Origin of the sequence: Acinetobacter sp. WCHA45, assembly GCF_002165255.2 — a bacterium.
GTDB lineage: Bacteria > Pseudomonadota > Gammaproteobacteria > Pseudomonadales > Moraxellaceae > Acinetobacter.
On sequence record NZ_CP028561.1, the window covers coordinates 1,712,421 to 1,736,226 of the forward strand.

At 38.9% G+C, this 23,806-nt stretch carries 22 protein-coding genes; 15 read left to right on the forward strand and 7 right to left on the reverse strand.

The features are described from left to right. Nucleotides 1-305 precede the first annotated feature (305 nt). Nucleotides 306-1,142 (reverse strand): pyruvate, water dikinase regulatory protein, encoded by an 837-nt coding sequence (locus CDG55_RS09670; RefSeq protein WP_004661375.1) that lies wholly within the window; start codon nt 1,140-1,142, stop codon nt 306-308. 158 nt (nt 1,143-1,300) lie between these two features. Between CDG55_RS09670 and ppsA the strand changes: the two genes are divergently transcribed. The 14 genes from ppsA to alr all read left to right on the forward strand — a co-directional run bounded on the left by ppsA (nt 1,301) and on the right by alr (nt 16,609). After that, entirely contained in the window at nt 1,301-3,679 is a 2,379-nt protein-coding gene (gene ppsA / locus CDG55_RS09675) for a phosphoenolpyruvate synthase (RefSeq protein WP_087536107.1), read from the forward strand. Nucleotides 3,680-3,743: 64 nt separating this feature from the next. Then, the gene (locus tag CDG55_RS09680) at nt 3,744-4,505 is read left to right on the forward strand and encodes an RDD family protein (RefSeq protein ID WP_087536106.1); all 762 of its coding nucleotides are present in this window, start codon (nt 3,744-3,746) and stop codon (nt 4,503-4,505) included. A 300-nt stretch (nt 4,506-4,805) separates the two neighbouring features. Further along, nucleotides 4,806-5,861, forward strand: a complete 1,056-nt coding sequence (cyoA, locus tag CDG55_RS09685) for a ubiquinol oxidase subunit II (protein ID WP_087536105.1) — start codon at nt 4,806-4,808, stop codon at nt 5,859-5,861. Nucleotides 5,862-5,864: 3 nt separating this feature from the next. Beyond that, entirely contained in the window at nt 5,865-7,856 is a 1,992-nt protein-coding gene (gene cyoB, locus CDG55_RS09690) for a cytochrome o ubiquinol oxidase subunit I (protein ID WP_087536104.1), read from the forward strand. Nucleotides 7,857-7,860: 4 nt separating this feature from the next. Then, entirely contained in the window at nt 7,861-8,481 is a 621-nt protein-coding gene (gene cyoC / locus CDG55_RS09695; RefSeq protein ID WP_087536103.1) for a cytochrome o ubiquinol oxidase subunit III, read from the forward strand. Further along, nucleotides 8,481-8,810, forward strand: a complete 330-nt coding sequence (locus CDG55_RS09700) for a cytochrome o ubiquinol oxidase subunit IV (protein WP_087536102.1) — start codon at nt 8,481-8,483, stop codon at nt 8,808-8,810. Before cyoC ends, CDG55_RS09700 begins: the two co-directional genes overlap by 1 nt. Before the next feature lie 10 nt (nt 8,811-8,820). Next, entirely contained in the window at nt 8,821-9,699 is an 879-nt protein-coding gene (gene cyoE, locus CDG55_RS09705) for a heme o synthase (RefSeq protein ID WP_087536101.1), read from the forward strand. Nucleotides 9,700-9,786: 87 nt separating this feature from the next. After that, nucleotides 9,787-11,898 (forward strand): hypothetical protein, encoded by a 2,112-nt coding sequence (locus CDG55_RS09710; RefSeq protein WP_087536100.1) that lies wholly within the window; start codon nt 9,787-9,789, stop codon nt 11,896-11,898. Between the two features lie 9 nt (nt 11,899-11,907). After that, the gene (locus CDG55_RS09715) at nt 11,908-12,642 is read left to right on the forward strand and encodes a DUF3142 domain-containing protein (RefSeq protein WP_087536099.1); all 735 of its coding nucleotides are present in this window, start codon (nt 11,908-11,910) and stop codon (nt 12,640-12,642) included. A gap of 128 nt (nt 12,643-12,770) precedes the next feature. Then, a complete protein-coding gene (gene rpsF, locus CDG55_RS09720) occupies nt 12,771-13,154 on the forward strand; it encodes a 30S ribosomal protein S6 (RefSeq protein WP_004654408.1) in 384 nt (127 codons plus the stop codon). An 11-nt stretch (nt 13,155-13,165) separates the two neighbouring features. Next, nucleotides 13,166-13,393, forward strand: a complete 228-nt coding sequence (rpsR, locus tag CDG55_RS09725; protein WP_000090661.1) for a 30S ribosomal protein S18 — start codon at nt 13,166-13,168, stop codon at nt 13,391-13,393. Between the two features lie 12 nt (nt 13,394-13,405). Then, on the forward strand, nt 13,406-13,852 hold the full coding sequence (gene rplI / locus CDG55_RS09730) for a 50S ribosomal protein L9 (protein WP_004912185.1): 447 nt from the start codon (nt 13,406-13,408) through the stop codon (nt 13,850-13,852). 181 nt (nt 13,853-14,033) lie between these two features. Further along, nucleotides 14,034-15,479 (forward strand): replicative DNA helicase, encoded by a 1,446-nt coding sequence (dnaB, locus tag CDG55_RS09735; protein ID WP_087536098.1) that lies wholly within the window; start codon nt 14,034-14,036, stop codon nt 15,477-15,479. 59 nt (nt 15,480-15,538) lie between these two features. Then, on the forward strand, nt 15,539-16,609 hold the full coding sequence (alr, locus tag CDG55_RS09740) for an alanine racemase (protein ID WP_087536097.1): 1,071 nt from the start codon (nt 15,539-15,541) through the stop codon (nt 16,607-16,609). A gap of 46 nt (nt 16,610-16,655) precedes the next feature. On the opposite strand, the gene CDG55_RS09745 is transcribed toward alr, so the two are convergent. The 4 genes from CDG55_RS09745 to CDG55_RS09760 form a co-directional block, all read right to left on the reverse strand. Next, nucleotides 16,656-17,390, reverse strand: coding sequence for a proteasome-type protease (locus CDG55_RS09745; RefSeq protein WP_087536096.1), 735 nt, complete (start codon nt 17,388-17,390; stop codon nt 16,656-16,658). A gap of 17 nt (nt 17,391-17,407) precedes the next feature. Continuing rightward, a complete protein-coding gene (locus CDG55_RS09750; RefSeq protein WP_087536095.1) occupies nt 17,408-18,187 on the reverse strand; it encodes a transglutaminase family protein in 780 nt (259 codons plus the stop codon). Beyond that, the gene (locus tag CDG55_RS09755; protein ID WP_087536094.1) at nt 18,184-18,786 is read right to left on the reverse strand and encodes an alpha-E domain-containing protein; all 603 of its coding nucleotides are present in this window, start codon (nt 18,784-18,786) and stop codon (nt 18,184-18,186) included. Before CDG55_RS09755 ends, CDG55_RS09750 begins: the two co-directional genes overlap by 4 nt. 85 nt (nt 18,787-18,871) lie before the next feature. Continuing rightward, on the reverse strand, nt 18,872-20,422 hold the full coding sequence (locus CDG55_RS09760; protein ID WP_087536093.1) for a circularly permuted type 2 ATP-grasp protein: 1,551 nt from the start codon (nt 20,420-20,422) through the stop codon (nt 18,872-18,874). A gap of 213 nt (nt 20,423-20,635) precedes the next feature. Between CDG55_RS09760 and CDG55_RS15390 the strand changes: the two genes are divergently transcribed. After that, nucleotides 20,636-21,637 (forward strand): helix-turn-helix transcriptional regulator, encoded by a 1,002-nt coding sequence (locus CDG55_RS15390; protein WP_087536092.1) that lies wholly within the window; start codon nt 20,636-20,638, stop codon nt 21,635-21,637. A 13-nt stretch (nt 21,638-21,650) separates the two neighbouring features. Here the strand turns inward: CDG55_RS15390 and CDG55_RS09770 are convergent, their stop codons facing one another. Further along, nucleotides 21,651-21,926 (reverse strand): DksA/TraR family C4-type zinc finger protein, encoded by a 276-nt coding sequence (locus CDG55_RS09770; protein WP_005160973.1) that lies wholly within the window; start codon nt 21,924-21,926, stop codon nt 21,651-21,653. A gap of 517 nt (nt 21,927-22,443) precedes the next feature. Then, entirely contained in the window at nt 22,444-23,763 is a 1,320-nt protein-coding gene (locus CDG55_RS09775) for an adenylosuccinate synthase (protein ID WP_005160977.1), read from the reverse strand. Nucleotides 23,764-23,806: the final 43 nt, after the last annotated feature.

A 23,806-nucleotide genomic window follows, 5' to 3' on the forward strand; every position in this document is an offset into this window, starting at 1 on the left:
TCGTTCCGCAATGCTTATTTCACAACGCCCAAGTATTGATAGGAGGTATTTTTCTTGCCGTAACATAGATACTTTCGTTGAGGTTTATAGTTTTTATCCTGCAACATAATATCAATATTATTCTTCAAGCTTTTGTCTGTACGGATGTCATCAAGTGTCTCATCCGAGCTTTCATGGTTTTTACAGTCAAAATCGACCTGAATGGTATCAAGCGGTGCTTTATGAGGTTCCCAATCTTATTTCTTCAAAATAAAAAAATAAAAAAGCGTAGCCTATCCTCTACGCTTCTCATTTAAAGATACTATTTAGCCAATACGACGTTTTAAACCAGTCAACTGTAAAATACGCGTTGAAATTTCTTCAATCGACATTTCAGTGACGTTCAAATACTTAATACCTTCAGAAATATAAATACCCTCTATGGCACGTAATTCCATTTGGCACTGACTAAAACTTGCATAACGACTATTGGCTTTTCGTTCGCTACGAATAGCGACCAATCGCTCAGCATCAATCATTAAACCAAAGAGCTTATTTTTATGTGCTCGTAGCACAGCAGGTAGACGATTATCATCTAAATCTTCTTCAGTTAAAGGATAGTTCGCAACACGAATTCCAAACTGTAATGATAAATAAATCGAGGTTGGTGTTTTCCCAGATCGAGAAACGCCAACTAAAATCAAGTCAGCTTTATCATAATGACGAGTTCGAGCACCATCATCATTGTCTAATGCAAAATGTACTGCATCAATACGAGCCTTATAAGATTCAGAATCTGTTACAGCATGGGTCTGTCCAACTAAAGTTGTTGGTGGTGTCCCCAACTCTTGCTCGAGTTTACTAATTAATCCCTCGAAAACATCCAAATTTACGGCTTTAGCTGTATTAATAATTTCACGAACATGTGGGTCTACCAATGTGTCAAAAACAAGTGGTAAACATCCATCTCTTGATTGGCATCCATTGATGTCAACCACCACATTCATTGCAGCTTCTTCAGTGGTAATATAAGGCATAATATGAATATCAAAATCGACATTCGGAAATTGCGCAAGTAGTGAATGTCCAAGGGTTTCTGCGGTAATTGCAGTACCATCCGAAATAAAAAATACACTCCGTTTAATTTGTTTACTTTCGGGCATCAAAATTCTCCTTAAACATTTGTCTTAGTGCTCTATAATCTTTATAGTAAACTCATCTAACATGACTGTCGCTTAGTAAAATACTAAATCTAAGCACATTCGTATAATTTCATACCAATGATGGTCATTCATACTGCAAAAAAAGTGGAGTAAATACTTTGGAAGCGCGCGTAATCGGTCTGGAAAAATTAGGGAAACACGATGTCGAACTCGTAGGTGGGAAAAACTCATCTTTGGGTGAAATGATCAGCCATTTATCCAATGCTGGTGTATCGGTACCTGGTGGTTTTGCAACAACTGCTGCTGCCTATCGTGAGTTCTTGGATCAAAGCGGCTTAAATGCTCGAATTCAGGCTGAACTTGAGCAGCTAAATGTTGATGATGTAAACGCACTTATAGAGACAGGCGCTAAAATCCGTAAATGGATCGTTGATACCCCACTTACTGCTAATTTAGAACAAGAAATTCGTGACGCGTTTACAGCACTTTCAAACGGTAATCCAGACATCGCTGTTGCTGTACGTTCTTCTGCGACTGCAGAAGATTTACCTGATGCTTCTTTTGCAGGACAACAAGAAACTTTCTTAAATATTCGCGGAATTGATAACGTTCTTATCGCGATTAAAGAAGTTTTTGCTTCGCTTTATAATGACCGTGCCATCGCGTACCGTGTACACCAAGGTTTTGAACACAGTGTTGTTGCCCTATCTGCGGGTGTACAACGTATGGTTCGTTCAGAGACTGGTGCTGCAGGTGTAATGTTTACGCTTGACACAGAATCTGGTTTCCGTGATGTGGTATTTATTACTGCATCATACGGTCTGGGTGAAATGGTTGTTCAGGGAGCTGTCAACCCTGACGAATTCTATTTGTCAAAACCATTGTTAAATGCAGGTAAACACTCAGTTTTACGCCGCAATCTCGGTTCTAAACACCAAAAAATGATTTATGGTGAAGAAGGCGCTGCAGGTAAATCCGTTGTTGTGGTTGATGTTGAAAAACCAGAGCGTCAACAATTCGCATTAAATGATCATGAATTACATGAACTTGCTAAACAAGCATTGATTATTGAACAACATTACGGCTCGCCAATGGACATCGAATGGGCGAAAGATGGTGATGATGGTCAAATCTACATCGTTCAAGCACGTCCTGAAACTGTTAAAAGCCGTCAAAATGTCGGCACAATGGAACGTTACCTATTAAAACAACGTGGCACTGTCATCTGTGAAGGTCGTTCAATTGGTCAACGTATCGGTTCGGGTAAAGTTCGTGTCGTCACCTCAATTAAAGAAATGGATAAAGTACAAGACGGTGATGTACTTGTATCAGACATGACTGACCCAGATTGGGAGCCAGTCATGAAACGTGCCGCAGCGATTGTGACCAATCGTGGTGGCCGTACTTGTCACGCTGCAATCATTGCACGTGAGTTAGGTGTACCAGCAATCGTGGGTTGTGGTAATGCAACAGAAGTATTAACCGATGGTCAAGAAGTCACTGTTTCGTGTGCTGAAGGTGATACAGGCTTTATCTATGAAGGCGCATTAGATTTTGAGGTGCAACGTAACTCAATTCACTCAATGCCAAAACTTCCATTTAAGATTATGATGAATGTTGGTAATCCAGACCGTGCATTCGACTTTGCTCAAATTCCAAATGAAGGGATTGGTCTTGCACGTCTTGAATTCATCATTAACCGTATGATCGGTGTACATCCTAAAGCGCTTCTCAATATTGACAGCCTACCACGTGAAACACGTGCTGCTGTAATGACACGTACATCAGGTTATTCTTCGCCAATCGAATTCTATGTAGAAAAGTTAGTTGAAGGTATTTCAACACTTGCAGCTGCATTTGCTGAAAAACCAGTCATCGTTCGTATGTCTGACTTTAAGTCAAATGAATATGCAAACTTAATCGGCGGTAAATTATACGAGCCAGAAGAAGAAAACCCGATGTTGGGTTTCCGAGGTGCAAGTCGTTACGTATCTGACAACTTCCGTGACTGTTTTGAGCTTGAGTGCCGTGCTTTGAAGAAAGCCCGTGATGAAATGGGTTTAACCAATATTCAAATCATGATTCCATTCGTGCGTACAGTGTCAGAAGCAAAACGTGTGATTGAGTTGCTTGCTCAAAATGGTTTAAAACGTGGTGAAAATGGTCTAAAAATCATCATGATGTGTGAGCTTCCAACCAATGCTTTATTGGCTGAACAATTCCTTGAACATTTTGATGGTTTCTCAATTGGTTCAAATGATTTAACACAATTAACACTTGGTCTTGACCGTGATTCTGGTATTGTTTCTCACTTGTTTGATGAACGTGATGCAGCAGTTAAAGCGCTTCTTTCAATGGCAATTCATGCATGCCGTAAAGCAGGAAAATACGTTGGTATTTGTGGTCAAGGTCCTTCAGACCACCCTGACCTTGCTAAATGGCTCATGGAACAAGGTATTGAATCTGTGTCACTTAACCCTGACTCAGTGCTTGATACTTGGTTCTTCCTTGCTGAAGAACAAATCAAGAAAGCCTAGTCTTTTTAAAAAAGACCCTTTCGTAGGGTCTTTTTTCATCTTTAGTCATTGAGAATTTTTAATTATGCAAATTTACTTGGCTCGTAATAACCAACAAGCTGGACCTTATAGTTTAGACCAACTGAACCAAATGCTTTCTAGCCAACAAGTATTACTTACAGACTTGGTGTGGCACGAAGGTATGGGTGAATGGAAAACTCTTGGCGAACTCACTCAAGGAAAACTTGTCTACGAACCTGTAGGTTATTCATCATTTAATCATCAAATTAACAATCAAACTGAGCAGTCAACTTTTAAAATTAAAGTTGAACAAAAAACATCTGAACTCGCCTCATTTCATTCTCGTGCACTCGCTAAGGTGATTGACTTAACACTTTGGCTGCCGATGGCTGCTATACCATCTTTTTTCTTTAACGAAAGCCAGTACACAGAATTATTTAAAATTCAAAAGCAATTACAAGCAAGCCAAGTCGCTTCAAGTGAAGCAGCTGAGTTGCAGCATCAACTTATGCAGCTTATTCCAAATGAAGCATGGATGAGTATTTTTGTTTATTTGATCCTAATGTTGATACTGCAAGCTTTTTTAATTGCGAAGTCTGGACAAAGCATTGGTAAAAAAATAACCAAAATTAAAATCGTAGATGCTGAAACACATACGGCAATCAATACGATTAGAGCTTTTTGGTTGAGAAGTGCTTTATTTATCATTCTGAATCTATTGTTTATGCCATTTATTACAATTATCGACTATGCTTTCTTTGCATTTAATAAAAATCGCCAAACTTTGCACGATAAATTGGCAAAAACTAAGGTCGTAAAGCAATAATTTTTAATTAACTAAGCAAAAGAGGATTTATTCCTCTTTTTTGCTCTATAAAATTGATATTTATAGAAAAAATACACATTTCAACAACAATTCCTACAAAATAAATCAGGTTTCAAAACAAGTATTTCTGACTGTGTTAGATGTAGCTTAGTTTTTCAATATGAGGCATAATGCCCAACAACGTAGCGGTGTCGCATGATTGCTAAGCATTTCACAAAAAATTCTTATCAATCATGCGACACTTTAATCGCTATCCCATAATTTAAATTAGGGAATGGGACTCTTCACCGAGGTTGTAAAATGAGACAAACGATTTTAGCTGTATTGTCTTTATCAACGATGGCTGCGCTCTTGACAGGGTGTGGCGGTGATATGGTACTACTAAACAATAAAGGTCCAGTAGGTCAAGGTCAAAGTAGCCTGATGATGACTGCGATCTATCTAATGCTATTGGTGGTGATTCCATCAATTATCATGGCATTATGGTTTGGTTGGCAATATCGCGCATCGAATAAAGATGCAGACTATAAACCTACTTGGGCACACTCTACGACAATTGAGATCGTTGTTTGGGGTGTTCCTGTCATTATTATTGGTATTTTAGCTTGGTTAACTTGGTGGGGTTCCCACAAGTACGACCCTTACCGTCCGTTAGAGTCAGATAAAGCGCCTTTAACTGTTCAAGCAATCGCTGAACAATTTAAATGGATTTTTATCTATCCTGAGCAAAACATTGCAACGGTAAACGAAGTACGCTTCCCAGAAAAAACGCCTGTAAGCTTTAAGATTACTTCTAACTTTACGATGAACTCGTTCTTCATCCCACAGTTAGGTGGTCAGATCTATGCAATGGCGGGTATGCAAACTCATCTTCACCTTTTAGCAGATGAACCAGGTGTATTCCGTGGTTTCTCAGCTAACTATTCAGGTTACGGTTTCTCACAAATGCGCTTCAAGGCACATAGTGTAACTGAACCAGAGTTTGCACAATGGGTAGAAGCTGTTAAAGCGGGTAATGGTACAAGTATCAATGCTGAAGCAATTCAAAAAGGTACACTTGACCAAGCTGAATTAGCGACACTTAAAGATGGCGATCGTTCTAAACATCAGATCGAAATTCTTGTAAACCGTGCTAAGGCTGCTGGTGATGAAGAAGCACTTGCTAAAGCTGAAGCTATGAAACCGTTCCCGAACAAGCCACACCCTGTGACTTATTACTCTTCAGTTGAGCCAAAATTGTTTGAAACAATTATCAACCACTATATGAGTAATTATCACGGTGCTGACCACTCTGCTGCTGGACATGCAACAGCAGAAACTCATGCTGCAGCTGAACACGCTGCTCAAGGGGAATAAGACATGGATATGATTTTTGGCAAATTAGGCTGGGATTCTATTCCAACAGAGCCGATTGTACTCGTTACCATGGTCATGATGGCTCTTGGTGGCATTGCAGTTCTAGGCGGTATTACCTATTTCAAAAAATGGGGATACTTATGGAACGAATGGTTCACATCAGTAGACCATAAGAAAATTGGTATCATGTATATCATCGTATCAGTAGTCATGCTTCTGCGTGGTTTCGCCGATGCGATCATGATGCGTTTACAACTTTTCCTCGCTAAAGGCGGTGGTGAAGGTTACTTACATCCAGACCATTACGATCAGATCTTTACAGCACACGGTGTAATCATGATCTTCTTCGTGGCTATGGGTCTCGTTGTAGGTATGATGAACATTTCTGTTCCATTGCAAATCGGTGCTCGTGACGTAGCATTCCCATTATTGAACTCTTTAAGCTTCTGGTTATTTGCGGGTGCTGCTGGTTTGATGATGGCTTCACTTGTTTTAGGTGAATTCGCTTCGACTGGTTGGATGGCATACCCTCCTCTTTCAGGTATCCAATATTCACCAGGTGTAGGTGTTGACTACTACATTTGGGCACTCCAAGTTTCTGGTTTAGGTACGCTTTTATCTGGTGTTAACTTCTTTGTTACCATCATTAAAATGCGTGCACCTGGCATGAAATTAATGGACATGCCTATTTTCACATGGACTTCACTGTGTACGGCTGTATTAATCATTGCATCATTCCCTGTATTAACAGGTACGCTTGCAATGCTTACTTTAGACCGTTACTTCGGTTTCCATTTCTTCACTAATGAGCTTGGCGGTAGCCCAATGCTTTACGTGAACTTGATCTGGACATGGGGTCACCCTGAAGTATATATCTTGGTATTACCAGCATTTGGTTTATACTCAGAAATCGTTGCAACCTTCTCTCGTAAGACGTTGTTCGGTTACAAATCAATGGTATATGCAACTATCGCAATTACTGTACTTGCGTTCGTTGTATGGCTTCACCACTTCTTTACCATGGGTGCGGGTGCAAACGTTAACGCATTCTTCGGTATTATGACGATGGTTATTGCGATTCCTACAGGTGTGAAAATCTTCTCGTGGTTATTCACAATGTATAAAGGACGCATTACTTATACTACCCCGATGCTTTGGACACTTGGCTTCCTTGTGACTTTTGGTATCGGTGGTTTAACTGGTGTACTTATGGCTGTTCCACCTGCGGACTTCCTTGTACATAACTCACTCTTCTTGATCGCTCACTTCCATAACGTAATTATCGGTGGTGTGGTGTTTGGTATGTTTGCCGGCATCATCTTCTACTGGCCGAAAATGTTTGGTTGGAAGCTCAACGAAGCATGGGGTAAAGCTGCGTTCTGGTTCTGGTTCATCGGTTTCTATTTTGCATTCATGCCACTTTATATCCTTGGCTTCATGGGTATGACACGTCGTTTGAATACATATGACAACCCTGAATGGGATCCATACTTAGCAATTGCATTATTCGGTGCAGTATTGATTGCTATCGGTATTGCTTGTTTCCTTATGCAGATTATCGTTGGTTTCTTACAACGTCATCAAAATATGGACTACACAGGCGATCCTTGGGATAGTCGTACACTTGAATGGTCTACGTCATCTCCTGCTCCATTCTATAACTTTGCACATGTACCAGAAGCTAGCGGCGTTGACCGTTTCTGGACTGACAAAGAAAATGGCGTAGCATATGCACGTAACACTAAATATGAAGACATCCACATGCCGACTGATCGTGCTGCTGGTTTCGTGATTGCAATGTTCATTACTGTTCTTGGTTTTGCATTGATCTGGCATATTTGGTGGCTAGTCGTTGTTTCATTCGTTGCTTCAGTTGTTAGCTTGATCGTAAGCTCATTCACTAAGAATGTTGATTATTATGTTCCTGCTGCTGAAGTAGAGCGTATTGAAAACGAACGCTATGCATTACTTGAAAAACACTTGAAGAAGGACTAAGGAAATGGCTGAAGTACTTCATCACGACAACCACGGTCATGACGGTCATCACGAACATGATGATACAGACTTAACGGTCTTTGGTTTCTGGACTTATTTGATGAGTGACTTGATTCTTTTCGGATCACTCTTCATTGCGTTCGCCGTATTAAGCAGTCATATTCCACCTGGTACTCCAAGTGCGAAAGATCTTTTTGGTGATTCTTTAGGTTTTGTTTTAACCGAAACTTTTGCCCTTTTGATCTCTTCGGTAACATTCGGATTTGCTGTTCTTGCATCTTATAAAAAGAACGTTAATCAAGTAATTACTTGGTTATTTGTTACTTTCTTATTTGGTGCATCGTTCATTGGGATGGAAATTTATGAATTCCATCACCTTGTACATGCTGGCCATGGTCCAACTCATAGTGCGTTCTTATCAGCATTCTTTACTTTGGTTGGTACACACGGTATCCACGTAACTTCTGGTTTAGTGTGGATGTTAGTATTGATGTATCAAATCAAAAAGAATGGTTTGACACTACCGAATACACGTCGTCTTGCTTGCTTAAGCTTGTTTTGGCACTTCCTTGACATCGTTTGGATCTGTGTATTCAGCGTCGTTTACTTACTGGGAGTTCTCTAATGAGTGGTCATGACCATAATGCTGCAGGTGCATCGCACGGTAACTTTAAGCAATACACTGTTGGGTTTATCCTATCTGTTATCCTCACCATCATCCCATTCGGGATGGTGATGTCGGGCGGATTTAGCCGTGGCATCTTAGTTACTGTTATTGCAATCGCTGCTGTTGCTCAGGTAATCGTGCAACTTGTGTATTTCTTACACATGAATACATCATCTGAACAACGCTGGAACCTTATTGCATTTATCTACACAATCTTATGTATTGCTGTACTTTTAGTCGGCTCTGTGTGGATTATGAATTACCTACACTACAACATGATGATCTAAACTGATTGTCATGTGGAAAAAGTATTTATTCCTGACTAAACCAGGAATTCTCTTCGGTAATTTTATTACCACCTTGGGCGGCTTCTTTTTAGCCGCCCAAGGCTCTATAGACTTCCTCTTATTATTAATTACATTACTTGGAACAACTTTTGTGGTTGCTTCTGGTTGTGTAGTCAATAATGTTATTGATCAAGACATCGATCAAAAAATGCAACGCACAATGAATCGTGCTCTTGTTAAGAAAACCATATCTCCTTCTATTGCAATGTTTTATGCTCTTGTATTAGGTGTGATTGGTTTTAGCATGCTCTGGTTCTATGTGAATGCCTATGCATTTTTATTCGCAGTCATTGGTTTTGTCGTCTATGTCGGTTTTTATAGTTTGTGGACGAAACGTACCACGATCCATCAAACCGTGATTGGTAGTATTTCTGGAGCGAGTCCACCTGTTATTGGTTATACGGCTGTAAGTCATCATTTCGATATGGCTGCTCTTCTCATTTTTATTGCATATGCCTTATGGCAAATGCCGCATTCATGGGCAATTGCGATTTATCGTTTTGAAGATTACAAAAACGCAGGCGTGCCTATTTTACCTGTTGCACGTTCTATTCATAGAACTAAAATCGAATCGCTGATCTATGTGATTTTATTCACTGTTGCGATGAATGCTTTGTATATATATGGATATACCAATATTATTTTCTTGGTCATCTGTAATGCACTTTGTATTTACTGGTTTTACATTTGTATTTTAGGATTTAAAGCTGAAGATGATCAGCTTTGGGCAAAACGCTTTTTCCTTTTTTCAGTAATCTTAATTACTGTGATTAGTTTGAGCTTTAGCTTTACATTTAAAAGCCCTGCACCCTTCCTCCCTATTTTTTAAAAAGATAGAGACTTCTCTGTCTTTTTATTCCCCACTTCAGTTGTTATCATTTCGTGCAATAAAAACATTTCACCCTTTATTGCCTAAATGAAACTACAAAATAAATTTATCTTCAAATCAATTGTCTATTCTTCGCTTTCACTGGTCATTTGCTATAGCCCAATCACCTATGCTGGTGTAGAGCAATTTTGCGAGCCAAACCTTGCCATAAATGACAAAAATTTAAACGGCTGTAGCAATCTTCCTGTGTTATATCCAGCAAATGATAGTCAAACCAATATGACACTATTACTCAGCGACTTAGAGCTTGCGACAATTAAGCCGATGACAGCTGATGCCAATTTATGGGATGCGGTATATGGAACGGTACCTTTTGATGCAGCGAATCTGTCATCTCTGACTCAGAATAAATTGCCAAATCAAAGAAAACGATTAGAAAGAAATGACACCGTTTTTGACGAACGTTGTACGAGCTTTGATTCAGGTAATCAAACTTTTAATACACAAGTACAAAATAATAAAGCGATTCCAAATCTAGAAAAGCAAATTTTGATTTCTGAACGCAAGAAAATGAATCAGTGTGGTGACAAAATTGAATTGATTGCGATTAATCCAAATTGGTCAATCACAACACGTCAATATGCTTCTTATTTAAATGCGAGCATTCTGTTTTATAATAGCAATTATTCAGCAGCGACCAAAATTTATACCGTCTTAACCAACGTTGAAGATACGTGGTTAAAAGAAACATCGCAATATATGTTAATTCGGACATCACTCAATTCCGCCTATGCAACTGGTGTAGATAAATATGGCGATGTCTATTTAGATAATATTAACCAAAATTTACTTAAACAATTCTTGGATAATATTAATGCCTATTTAAAAGCCTATCCAAATGGACAATATATCGCGAGTGCGCGTGGTTTTATGCGTCGTGGTTTTTGGCTTTCAAAACGCCAAGATTTATTGGTTAATGAAATTGTCTGGCAACTTAAAAATCCGACATCAAAATTTTATAATTTGGAAATGAGTGAACTTCCCGCCGAAATTGATCGCCGAGTGTTCGATAGCTCAGCTTTTAATCTGAGCAATCTAAAAGACCCTTTCTTTTTGGCAGTATATGATTTGATGCATATGCGTGAATCGAATTCTGAGAATTATCATTCGATTTCTTGGGCACAACTGAATGCACAAAAAGATTTTTTCAGAACCCAGCCTGAGTTATTCCAATATTTACAGGCAGTTCATTTGCTATTTGTCCAGAATAAACCACAGGAGGCCTTGATCTATTTACCTAAAGATAATATTAAGAACAACAATTATTTACAGCTAAGCCAGAGCTTTTTAAAGGGGCAAATTTTAGAGAAAACTGGACAGAAACAGCTAGCGGAATACTATTGGAATCAACAGTTTGCCCAAGCAAAAGATAGTTATCAAAAAGGCCTGTTTGAAACGGCTTTATCCAATCATCTCGCTGCCAGACAGGATTATTCAGCTTTTATCGGTAAAAAAGCAAAAATGAGCCAGTTAAATCTGCAACGAAATTTTATTACCCAAGTGGCAAATGCAGGCAGTTTACAAAAAATCATCCAGTCCAATGACAGTACCCTTGATCAAAAACAGGCAGCCACCTATACCCTGTTAAGCAAAAGTTTAGTTCATCAAAATTTTGACTTATTTAAACAAAGCTTTACTTTCATGCCTAAAAATGCAGTGCTATATCAAGGTTATAGCAGTAAAGATGAACAATTAAAAAATAAGCCTGATTTCTCCAATTTTATCTGGAATGGCGCAACTATTACCTCACAGCTTAAATGTGAAAATTTAGAGACTTTAGTCAGTCAATTGGCGCAATCACCTCAAGACCCTTTATTGAATGTCTGTTTAGGTGAATATTTCCGTAGTGAACAAGGTTATTCACTACAACAGTTGGCTTATGCTGAACAGCAACAATCCAGTTTTTCAGGAAAAATATTTGCCCGTGGTCAGGTATATAAAGACATTCTAAAATCATACAGTAAAGATGATTTACACGCCTATGCCTTATATCGTTCGATTCAATGTTATGCACCCAGTGGAATCAATGATTGTGGTGATGCAGAAGTGAGTAAGCCAGTTCGTAAACAATGGTATGACCAGATCAAAAGAGACTATCCAAACAGTACTTGGGCAAAATCACTTAAATATTATTGGTAACTTTTAGCCATGACGTTGCTTAAAACGGTTTTCTGTATTTTTCTGGTTTTTAGCCTGAATGCCTGCCAACCGACACAATCAGCAACTTCAAAAGTTGATGCCAATGATTTTGCTTCTTTCTGGATTTGGGGTGATATTCAGACAGCCCCTTATCTGGTTCATGCGAAGGAACTGTATATTTTACAAGGTGAAATCCGTTATTCCAAATCAAAACAGATTTCAACTTTCACACCGCAAGGCGTATCCATACTAAAATTACCCCGTCAGAAAATTTGGTTAGTTTTTCGCACACATCATCTGGCTTGGAACGAACAAAACTATCAAACTGTTTTCAAACGTTTAGAACATTGGAGAAATCAAGGGAATCAAGTTCAGGGAATTCAAATTGATTTCGACAGTCGAACCAATGATTTAAAAGAATATGCCCTTTTTCTAGAAAGTTTCAGAAAAAGACTCCCTCCCTCTTATCAACTTAGCATTACAGGATTACTGGACTGGACAAATTTTAAGGATCAGAGAACTTTAACTATTTTGAGAAATAATATCAGTGAACTTGTGATCCAAACCTATCAAGGTACAACCACCATTCCCAATTACCCACAATATTTAAAACGTATCTCTGCAATGCAACTGCCTTATAAAATCGGTTTTGTACAAAATGGGTTACGTCAAAATAACTCAAACGATTTTAATGACCCTCATTTTAAAGGCTATATCATCTTTTTACTTCGATCTAAAACATGAATTTACTTGCGATTTAAATGAAATGTGTCTAAAATCCCAGCTTCGCAATTTGCGACATAACTTTTTAGTTATGACTCCTTGCTTCTGACTTTTTAGTTGGGGGCTGCTTAAACCGTAAGGAGCTGACAATGCGTCACTACGAAATCGTACTATTGGTACACCCAGACCAAAGCGATCAAGTTGTAGGTATGGTTGAACGCTATATCTCTCAGATCAAAGAAGCTGAAGGTCAAATTCACCGTTTAGAAGATTGGGGCCGTCGCCAATTGGCTTACCCAATCAACAAGATTCACAAAGCACACTACATTCTTATGAATGTTGAATGTGGTCAAACGACTCTTGATGAATTAGAAGAATTGTTCCGTTATAACGATGCAATCATTCGTAACATCATCATCCGTCGTGAACACGCAATTACTGAAGAATCTTTACTTGCTAAAAGTGCTGAAGAGAAACGTGCGCGTAAAGCTCAACGTGAAGAAGCACAACAAGCAATTCAAGAAGCTGAATAAGGAGAACCTCAATGGCACGTTTTTACCGTCGTCGCAAGTTCTGCCGCTTTACAGCTGAGAATGTTGCGTACATCGACTACAAAGATATCGACACTTTAAAACAGTACATCACTGAAAACGGCAAGATTGTTCCTAGCCGTATTACAGGTACTAAAGCTCGTTATCAACGTCAATTAGCGTTAGCTATTAAACAAGCTCGCTATTTGTCTTTGATTCCGTACACTGACAACCATAAGTAAGTGAGGTGAGCTGTGGACGTTATCTTATTACAACGCATTAAGAACCTTGGTAAATTAGGCGACAAAGTATCAGTTAAAGCTGGTTACGGTCGTAACTTCTTGATCCCTCAAGGTAAAGCTGTAGCTGCAACTGAAGCAAATACTGCTGCATTTGAAGCTCGTCGTGCTGAACTTGAGAAACAAGAAGCTGCTATTTTAGCTGCTGCGAATGCACGTGCTGAACAATTGAACGAAGTAAATATCGTTATTACTGCGAAAGCTGGTGATGAAGGTAAACTTTTCGGTTCTATCGGTACTCGTGATATCGCTGACGCTTTAACGAACGCTGGTCTAGCAGTAGATCGTGCAGAAGTTCGTTTACCAAACGGTGCGCTTCGTCACACTGGTGAATTCAACATCGCAATCCAATTGCATCATGATGTTGTTGCTGAAGTTCTCGTTACTATCGTATCTGAGTAATTTCTGCAAAGAAAAGAGCATGTTTTTACATGCTCTTTTTTTATGCCTAAAATTTTATATTTTAGTACACCCTACTTTTCCAGCAATTAAACAATTTTCTTCCAATTAAATTCTCCTGTCTGCGTTCATTTGGATTAAGATAGTCAGTCGTTAGAGTTTCATCTTTTTATTAGGTCTTGTTATGTCACAGGCGAATGCCAATTTTACGAAAAATTCTCCAAACACAGAGAGTAAAGTGAGTGACTCAGGTCAATTAAAAGAATTTCGTACACCACCGCACAATCTCGCAATTGAGCAAGCTGTGCTCGCGGCATTAATGACGGTTGCCGAATCATTTGAACAAGTCAGCGATTTACTTAAAGAAAATGATTTTTATGCAACACGTCATAAATATATTTATCGTGCCATCGAAAAACTAGCGCAAGAAAACTCGCCTTATGATGCTGTATTGGTCAATGATTGGTTACTCAAACAAAACCTGCTTGATGCAATTGGTGGTGAAGAATATTTGATGCAATTGATGGCAGATTCACCTTCAAGCTTTTACAATCTTGAAATCTACGCCAATAAAATTAAAGAATTTTCAACACTACGCGCAATGATTAAAGTCAGTAGTGATATTTTGCAAAATGCTTATGACACCAAAGGTCGCCCTGTCAGTGAAATCCTAGATTTAGCCGAAACCAGTATTTTCTCTTTGGCCGAACAACATAACAACAACAAGAAAGATTCAGGGCCAAAATCGATTAGCTCTGTCACTGCTGATGTGATTTCTAAACTCGATGAACTTTCTAAATTAGACGGCAATATTACAGGTTTAACCACAGGTTTCTTAGAGTTAGATAATAAAACCTCAGGTATGCAACCTGGGGATTTGATTATTGTTGCAGCCCGTCCTTCGATGGGTAAAACCACCTTCGCCATGAACTTAGTTGAAAGTGTACTGCAATACAACCGCTTACCTGCTCTCGTATTCTCAATGGAGATGCCAGCAGACTCGATTGCTATGCGTTTGATCTCAGCAATGGGTAAAGTCCATCAGGGTCATCTACGTTCAGGTAATCTCGATGCAGATGAATGGACCAAAGTCACAGGAACTATTCTTCAATTACAAGAAATGCACCTCTATATCGATGATTCCTCTGCCCTACCACCAACTGAACTTCGTGCACGTGCGCGACGTATTGCCAAAATGCATGATGGAAAAATCGGCTGTATCATGGTCGACTACTTACAGTTAATGAAAGTGCCGGGTATGGGCGATAACCGTGTGGGTGAGATTTCGGAGATTTCTCGAAGCTTAAAAGCACTAGCTAAAGAAATGCAATGCCCTGTCATTGCACTGTCTCAGCTTAACCGTAGTTTGGAGAACAGACCAAATAAACGCCCTGTCATGTCAGACTTACGTGAATCAGGCGCAATCGAGCAAGATGCCGACTTGATCATGTTTATTTATCGTGATGAAGTCTATAACAAAGAGTCTAAAGAAGCTGGTACAGCCGAAATTATTATCGGTAAACAACGTAATGGTCCAATTGGTTCAGTTCGTCTTGCCTTTGAAGGTCAATACACTCGCTTTAGTAACCTTTCACCTGAGTTCTATGCTCAATACGATGACGAGGAATAATCCCTCGGTTATTGATCTGCCTTAAAAACTTTCCATGTCGACCCAAAGGAGAAATCAGGGTGCGCCAAGCAACAGTTTATATTGATAGTGATGCACTACAATATAATTTAAACCGCGTTAAACAACTTGCTCCACATTCACAAATTGTTAGTATGGTCAAAGCAAATGCTTATGGACATGGAGTTAAAGATTGTTTAGCCGCCTTGGATGCCACAGACGCCTTTGGTGTCGCCTGTTTAGAAGAAGCTTTAGAGATCAGGCAACTGGGATATTCTCAACCCATCACTTTGATTGAGGGCATATTTTCAGAAGACGAAATGCAACAAGTAATTGAGCACAAACTCGAATGCCTGATTCATCAAAGTCAACAAGTTGAATGGTTGATTCAGCATAAACAAGCTTATAATGCTTTGGGCTTAAAAGTGTGGGTCAAGCTAAATAGCGGAATGAACCGTTTAGGCTTTAAAGTGACTGAAATTATCGATGTCATTCAACGTTTAAAATCAGAAGGCTTTAGCTGTGTCCTTACTATGCATTTTGCCAATGCAGATGCCGATCACCCTTTAAATGAACAACAAAAGCAGCAATTTCTCCATGTCAAAGAAGCATGTGCCCCTATCTTAGCATCATGCTGTAACTCCGCTGCGATCTATAAATATCCTGAATTGCATTTCGATTTTGTTCGCCCAGGTATCATGCTTTATGGCGCAAGTCCATTTGCTGACAAAAATGTAGATGAACTCGATTTAAAGCCTGTAATGACCTTTAGTGCAGAAATCATTACACTTAATCAAATTCAACAAGGCGAATCTGTAGGTTATGGTTCAACGTTTACAGCAACACAGCCTATGAATATTGCCATTGTCTCAATTGGCTATGGTGATGGTTACCCACGTGCTTATTTAAAACCCAATTTCGTTGCAATTGATGAACAACTTGTTCCTGTTATTGGTCGTGTCAGTATGGATATGATTGCGATTGACGTTACTCAGGTTAAAGCTGAATTAGGTGCTAAAGTAGAACTATGGGGCAAACATCGACTCGTCGATGATGTCGCTGCGGCAAATGGCACGATTGGTTACGAATTATTATGTCGGTTAAGTAATAGACCCATTCGAAAAGTGATTTAAAACAGATAAAAAATCCAAGCCTTTGCTTGGATTTTTTCTTATATGATTACAAACCATAATCAGTCGTAGGCTTTGGTAACTCTTGAAGTCCACGGCGCAAGGTATCAGACCACTGTTTACTAATTTGGGTAAAGTAAGGATCATCTTCTCGGATGCGTTTCCCTTCAGGAATTTTAAAACTATCTTTATGATAAACCAACGCGTCTAAAGGCAATCCAACAGAAACATTAGACCTTAATGTTGAATCAAAAGAGATCAAACTGCAACGTAACGCATCATCTAATGGCATCGTATAGTGCAGTGCACGATCTAAAATTGGCTTTCCATACTTACTTTCACCAATCTGGAAATATGGGGTATCGGTAGTCGCACAGATAAAATTACCTTGTGGATAGACATTATACAGTTGCATTTCCTCACCCTGTATCTGCCCACACACCAAAATACTACACGAGTAGTTCATCTGTTCCTGAGTATCGGTCGTAACATCCTCGAGTACCTTACGCAAAGTCTTTCCAATTAATTCAGCAACTTCAAACATGGTATTTGCGCTATATAAATTTGGCTCTTGATGTAATGCTAAAGCATTTTGTAAATGACCAATAACAGCTTGTGTTGTTGCTAAATTACCTGCTGTTTGCAATGCAATAAAACGCTCACCTTCAACACCAAAGGTATGTAATTTACGAAATACAGAAATATGATCGACCCCTGCATTAGTTCGAGTATCACTAATCAATACCAAACCTTGCTCTAATCTTAATGCACAACAATAGGTCATCTCTTCTTCTCTTACCTTCAACAAGCCAAAACTTGAACCGTAGATATCATACTTTCCATCCCACCTTGCTCACGGATACCTCGAATTGGTGCAACATCTAGATAATCACGACCAACTGCGACATAAATATGATTTTTTGGGGTAAATATCTGGTTACTTACATCGAAACAATACCACTCATTTTCTACAAAAACCTCAGCCCATGCATGACTGGCTAGGTGCGGTTGATTTGCATCATATATATAGCCAGACACATAACGAGCTGGTAAATGTAATCCACGGCACATTGCAATTAAAATATGTGCATGATCTTGACATACACCTTGTCTTGCATGAAATGCATCAATTGCAGCAGTCGTCACTGAGGTGGTCTCAGGCTGGTACTGAACTTGTTGTAAAATTTTCTCAGATAAAAGTATTAAATGCTTACGATCTTTTACTTTGACCACCGCCTGAGCAAAATCAAGCATACTTAGATCGCAACACGTCATCATGGTACGCTGCAAAAAAAGCATTGGAGAAACATCCGTTTCTACATAGCCGAGTTCTGTTGCATATAAATCAACGACACCTTGTGCCATAATGGTCAAGTAGCGATATTCATGCCTCTGAGTTGCAGTAATCCATAAATTATTAAATGCGTCTCTTTGACATGAATATTGTCCCGGCACACTAATATGCCAGTTTTCTATGCTTTGGTGCATAGAACTCTGTGGCATCATTTTAATCGATTGCACACTATTTCGAGCAACTTGCGTATAACGATAGTGCGTTTGATGATTCACCATGAGTTTCATGAGAATGCCTCAAATTGATTTTCTAACTTATAGGTAAAGGCATAAAACTGATTTAAATAAGGTTGCTCTTTTAGAATCTGCCAATTTGGCTGCAAGTCATCCCAACCTATTTCAAATAACTGTTCAATAATCGGGTCAATCGAAGCTATAACATCCTGAATATTATGTTGAAAACGGAAGTGCGTATCAATTTTTTCAATACATTGTCCAACATGAAAGAATAAGAAAACATCGTTTTGTTCTGTTTTTAAAAGAGCACAACACTTCCCTACGACGGCTTGAATCTCTTCACCATCTGATACTGCATTTTTAATTATATGATTCAGCTCAGCATAGGTTTGAGCTGACAGTAAACCACGTAATTCTTGAATATTATCTCGAGCAATCTCAAGCTGGCTCAATAAAGAATAGGGTTGTTGATGATCTAGCATAAAATTATTCAGATTCTCAGCATCATCGATATGTAAACAAAGCGCTTGAGCAAAATCTGCTGCTTGTTCATCATCACAAAATGGCAAATGGCTAGCAACATGACCAATTCTAAATAAATAACGACCTAACCAATAAATATGATGAGCGCTTGAGCTAAGTAAAAGCATAAATTTCCTCCCTTATATATGATCAAAATCCCCAAAGTACGGCACTAGGCTAGAGACTTTGGACTAAAACTCTTAAGGAAAGCATTCAAGAATGCAATGTTTCTACAACCCATGTATCTTTGATACCACCGCCTTGAGAGGAATTAACCACTAAAGAACCCGCTTGCATTGCAACTCGAGTCAGACCTCCTGGCACAATCTCAGTACGATAAGGCGAACTCAAAACGAATGGGCGTAAATCGATATGTCGTTCAGCAACCCCTTCGGACGTTAATGTTGGTGCTACAGAAAGTGCCAGAGTGGGTTGTGCAATATACAAATGTGGTGTTTCAATAATTTTTTGTCTAAATAGTTCAATTTGTTGTTGATCTGCTTGTGGTCCAATCAACATCCCATATCCACCCGAACCTTGTGCCTCTTTCACGACCAATTTTTCTAAATTACTAAGTACATAATCCAAGTGTTCTTGATCACGACATTGATATGTCGGAACATTACTTAAAATTGCTGTTTCACCCAAATAAAATTGAATCATTTTATCAACATAAGGATAAATTGATTTATCGTCAGCAACACCTGTACCTGGTGCGTTTGCAATCACAACATTTTTTTGCAAATAAGCCGACATCAACCCTGCAACTCCTAATGTACTATCAGGTCTAAAAGTTAACGGATCAAGAAAGTCATCATCGACACGGCGATAGATCACATCAACTTGCTGACGACCACGAATTGTTTTAACAAAAACTCGATCATTTTCAACAAATAAATCTCGACTCGTGACTAATGGCACATCCATTTCTCGTGCTAAAAATGAATGCTCATAATAAGCACTGTTAAAACGACCTGGTGTTAATACCACAATAAGTGGCTTATCCACATAAGCGTTCTCTTCTAAAATTGTTCTTAATAAAGTTGGGTATTGTTCTATGCCTTGCAAATTGTTACTGATGCACAAATCAGGCATTAGTTTTTTACTAATCTTACGACTCTCAATCATATAAGATACGCCAGACGGTGTTCTTAAATTATCTTCAAGTACAAAGAAATCACCTTGACCATCACGAATAATATCAATACCGCTAATTTGTGAATAAACCTTCCCTTTAAGATGATGATTTAACATATGTGGCTGAAATGCTTCATGTGCAATCACTTGATCAGCAGGAATAAGCCCCTCTTTTAAAATATGTTGCCCATGATAAATATCATCCAAAAATGAATTGAGTGCTTTCACGCGTTGTGCACAACCTGATGAAATTTTTTCCCATTGTTTCTTTTCAATCACTCTTGGAATCAAATCATAAGGAATGGTTCGCTCAGCACCCTCTTGATCGCCATACACATTGAATGTGATTCCCTGATAAAGGAAATGTTGCTTCGCTTGACTACCAAGTGTTCGTAACTCATCAAGACTGCGAATACTCAACCACTGTTCAATTTTTTTCGAAGCTTCCGCATTAAAACTTTTGTCATCAAGCATCTCGTTAAAAAACTCAGATTTAAGCTGCTCAAACAAGTTTGTGCTGACACTAAGCTGTGGGATAAATGTAGACGAATGGACTGATACCGCTGCCGTTTGCTCTTGAGTATAATAATCCGCACTGGCATGTAGGTTGTGTTCTTGTTCTGACATAGAAACCTCGTCTCATCATTTATTTATATCTTAAATAAGCAATTTCAATGCCACTTATATAAAACGATTATTTTTTTCATCAGGATTAAGATCATTCAATAAATCGACAGTTGTTTCAGTCGTAAATACGTAATCTCAAGATCATGGGCTTGCTAAATAGTGCTAGTTTTTTTATTGTGTCTGCTTTAGACCATTAAATTACGTATTTCGCTTATGTCATCCGTACAAGAAAAAGAAACTTCCAATAGCCTTTATCGCCAATGGCAGATATTGTCTCGTCTTTCTACAGGGAAATGGATGGGGACACGTGAATTACAAGAAACATTACAACGTGAAGGAATCGAAATTAGCCTTCGAACCATTCAGCGGGATTTAAATCAGATTGCTCAACGCTTTCCCATTGAAAGCAATAGGACTGTACCGCAAGGTTGGCGTTGGCGTTCAGATGCACCCATCCAAAGCTTGCCACATATGACCAGCTCTCAAGCTGTCACCTTTATGATGGTAGAAGAGCATTTAAGACACTTACTTCCGCCAAGTTTACTTGAAGAAATGACACCTTGGTTTGATCTGGCAAAACGTAGTTTGTCTACACAAAACAATGTCAGACAATGGATCAATCGAGTTCGTATTGTTCCTGCTTCGCAACCATTAATCCCTCCGATGGTTGATAAACAAGCTCAACAAGCAATTTATGAAGGCTTACTACAAGATAAAAAAATTGAATGTATATATCGAGCACGGACCAATTCAGGCGAAGATAAATCCTATATTTTAAATCCTTTAGCTTTGGTTCAAAAAGGTGCAGTAATTTATTTAATCTGTACCAGAAATGATAAAACTGAAGTACAAACTTTTGCCCTGCACCGTTTTAAAGCAGCAACTGTACTTGATAACCGTGCTCTACATCCCGTAAATTTTGATATTGATAATTATATCGAATCAGGCGCGTTGGGCTTCCGTGTAGATTACAGCAAACCGACCGAACAAATTCAGCTCAAACTAACGATGACTGAAAGTACAGCAAAAAGCTTTTATGAAAGTCAGTTAAGTAAAGACCAAAAGATTACGCCGTTAGAAGAAAATATTGTTGAGGTTAGTGCAACAGTCGCTTTTACCTCTCAACTGGTTTGGTGGTTACGTAGCTTTGGTAAAAAGTTGCTCAATATTGAGCCAAGCGTTGTATATAATGCTGTGAAAGAGATAGAAGATTAATAAGGCAAAAGATTTAACGTAATTGGCTATCCTTACTTCCCCGCCGATTAAATAGTTCCAGTGCCTTACTCTTTTCCTCAAGTTGTTGCTGGCAACGAATACAATATTTCACGCCTTTCATCGCTTCACGGCGGGCTTGAGGAATGGGCTCGCCACATTCTTCACAATATAATGCGGCTTCTCCATCTTCATTATGAGAAAGACCTTGTCTTGCTTTTGCAATCGCATCATAAATTGTTGCATCAATCTGCTCCTGCTCTGCACCGTCACGTGCCCAACCACCCGCCATTGCTGATCTCGTTTCATTTTTATATCTTGTCAATTTAAAATTCTAATACCATTTTATTTAGCTCACAATACGATTATTTATAACGATCACAATTGCTGTGCTCTCCACTTCAAAGCACAACAGTTTTATTTTTAGAAAAAATAAGGGAATCAGTAGATTCCCCTAGATTTATTATTCGTTTTTTTATTTAACATTTAGGGTTATTCTTATTGTATTAAAATGTTCAAACCAATTCCTTTCCCCGCCTGATCAAAATTGGCTTGTACCTTTTTAATCGCCTTGATATAACCTAACATTGGCATGCCAGTTCACATCCATTATAGCGAATTGTTTTTTTCGTCATGGTTAAAACCCTCTTCGTTTGAATGTAGAGTGAATATAACGGGGATTTTCCACTCTGTGAAATAACAATGACTGGAATAAAAAGCTGATTTTTTGCTAGAGATTTTTGATATATAAATCCATAAAAATAAAAAAGCCCCTTTTAAAAAGAGGCTTTTGACGTTATCTATTCAGTTTAAGCTGAAAATGGATGACGTAAAATAATGGTTTCTGCACGATCTGGACCTGTAGAAACAATATCAATTGGGCATTCAATTAACTGCTCAAGACGTTTTACATAAGCCAACGCATTTGCAGGAAGTTGATCAATTTGAGTTAAGCCTACTGTAGACTCACTCCAACCTGGCATTGTTTCATAGATTGGTTTTAAGCTTTCAAATGAAATTGCATCAGAAGAACCTGCACAGCCTGAATCCACATCTTCATAGCCTACACAGATCTTGATTTCTTCTAAACCATCTAATACATCTAGCTTAGTCAAGCAAATACCAGACAATGAGTTCACTTCAACTGAACGACGTAGGATTTCAGCATCGAACCAGCCACAACGACGTTGACGACCTGTAGATGCACCAAATTCGTGCCCCACAGTACCTAAATGACGACCAATCGCATCACCAGTATCTGTAGCAGCATCGTAATGCAACTCAGTTGGGAATGGACCAGCACCTACACGTGTTGTATATGCTTTAGTAATACCTAATACATAATCTAAATGTAATGGACCCATACCAGAACCAGAACTTACGCCACCAGCGGTTGTATTCGAACTTGTTACAAACGGATAAGTACCATGATCGATGTCAAGCAATGAACCTTGAGCACCCTCAAACATAATTGACTTACCTTCTTTGCGGTAATCATGTAACACTTTAGTCACGTCAATCACTAATGGTGCAAGCACTTCACGCCATTGATTACAAAGCTCAAGTACATCTTCAAATTTAACTTCATCAACGCCATAGAATTGAGAAAGTTGGAAGTTATGCAGCTCTAGCATTTCCTTAAGTTTTTCTTCAAGTAATGCGCCACCACGAATTAAATCAGCTACACGTACAGCACGACGCGCAACTTTATCTTCATAAGCTGGACCAATGCCACGACCTGTTGTACCAATTTTGGCATTACCACGTTTTTTCTCACGTGCTTGGTCTAATGCAATATGGTTTGGCAAAATCAAAGGACAGTTTGGTGAAATACGTAAACGCTCTTTAACAGGTACGCCTTCCGCTTCCAGAATTGCCATTTCTTTGATTAATGCTTCAGGAGAAAGAACAACACCATTCCCGATTAAGCACAATACGTTTTCACGTAAAATACCTGATGGAATGAGGTGTAATACAGTCTTCTTACCACCGACGACAAGTGTGTGACCTGCATTGTGTCCACCTTGATAGCGTACGACCGCAGCCGCCTGATCTGTGAGCAGGTCGACGATCTTACCTTTACCCTCGTCGCCCCATTGGGTACCCAGTACCACAACATTTTTGCCCATAATAGCCTCATTACATCATGCTGTTAAAATTGGAAGCCAAGCT

What these genes read in the sequence shown, in the direction of transcription:
- CDG55_RS09670 (WP_004661375.1), bottom strand. Translation starts at nt 1,142, where the DNA reads ATGCCCGAAAGTAAACAAATTAAACGGAGTGTATTTTTTATTTCGGAT.
- CDG55_RS09680 (WP_087536106.1), top strand. Translation starts at nt 3,744, where the DNA reads ATGCAAATTTACTTGGCTCGTAATAACCAACAAGCTGGACCTTATAGT.
- cyoA (WP_087536105.1), top strand. Translation starts at nt 4,806, where the DNA reads ATGAGACAAACGATTTTAGCTGTATTGTCTTTATCAACGATGGCTGCG.
- cyoB (WP_087536104.1), top strand. Translation starts at nt 5,865, where the DNA reads ATGGATATGATTTTTGGCAAATTAGGCTGGGATTCTATTCCAACAGAG.
- cyoC (WP_087536103.1), top strand. Translation starts at nt 7,861, where the DNA reads ATGGCTGAAGTACTTCATCACGACAACCACGGTCATGACGGTCATCAC.
- CDG55_RS09700 (WP_087536102.1), top strand. Translation starts at nt 8,481, where the DNA reads ATGAGTGGTCATGACCATAATGCTGCAGGTGCATCGCACGGTAACTTT.
- cyoE (WP_087536101.1), top strand. Translation starts at nt 8,821, where the DNA reads ATGTGGAAAAAGTATTTATTCCTGACTAAACCAGGAATTCTCTTCGGT.
- CDG55_RS09710 (WP_087536100.1), top strand. Translation starts at nt 9,787, where the DNA reads ATGAAACTACAAAATAAATTTATCTTCAAATCAATTGTCTATTCTTCG.
- CDG55_RS09715 (WP_087536099.1), top strand. Translation starts at nt 11,908, where the DNA reads ATGACGTTGCTTAAAACGGTTTTCTGTATTTTTCTGGTTTTTAGCCTG.
- rpsF (WP_004654408.1), top strand. Translation starts at nt 12,771, where the DNA reads ATGCGTCACTACGAAATCGTACTATTGGTACACCCAGACCAAAGCGAT.
- rpsR (WP_000090661.1), top strand. Translation starts at nt 13,166, where the DNA reads ATGGCACGTTTTTACCGTCGTCGCAAGTTCTGCCGCTTTACAGCTGAG.
- dnaB (WP_087536098.1), top strand. Translation starts at nt 14,034, where the DNA reads ATGTCACAGGCGAATGCCAATTTTACGAAAAATTCTCCAAACACAGAG.
- CDG55_RS09745 (WP_087536096.1), bottom strand. Translation starts at nt 17,390, where the DNA reads ATGACCTATTGTTGTGCATTAAGATTAGAGCAAGGTTTGGTATTGATT.
- CDG55_RS09750 (WP_087536095.1), bottom strand. Translation starts at nt 18,187, where the DNA reads ATGAAACTCATGGTGAATCATCAAACGCACTATCGTTATACGCAAGTT.
- CDG55_RS09755 (WP_087536094.1), bottom strand. Translation starts at nt 18,786, where the DNA reads ATGCTTTTACTTAGCTCAAGCGCTCATCATATTTATTGGTTAGGTCGT.
- CDG55_RS09760 (WP_087536093.1), bottom strand. Translation starts at nt 20,422, where the DNA reads ATGTCAGAACAAGAACACAACCTACATGCCAGTGCGGATTATTATACT.
- CDG55_RS15390 (WP_087536092.1), top strand. Translation starts at nt 20,636, where the DNA reads ATGTCATCCGTACAAGAAAAAGAAACTTCCAATAGCCTTTATCGCCAA.
- CDG55_RS09770 (WP_005160973.1), bottom strand. Translation starts at nt 21,926, where the DNA reads ATGGCGGGTGGTTGGGCACGTGACGGTGCAGAGCAGGAGCAGATTGAT.
- CDG55_RS09775 (WP_005160977.1), bottom strand. Translation starts at nt 23,763, where the DNA reads ATGGGCAAAAATGTTGTGGTACTGGGTACCCAATGGGGCGACGAGGGT.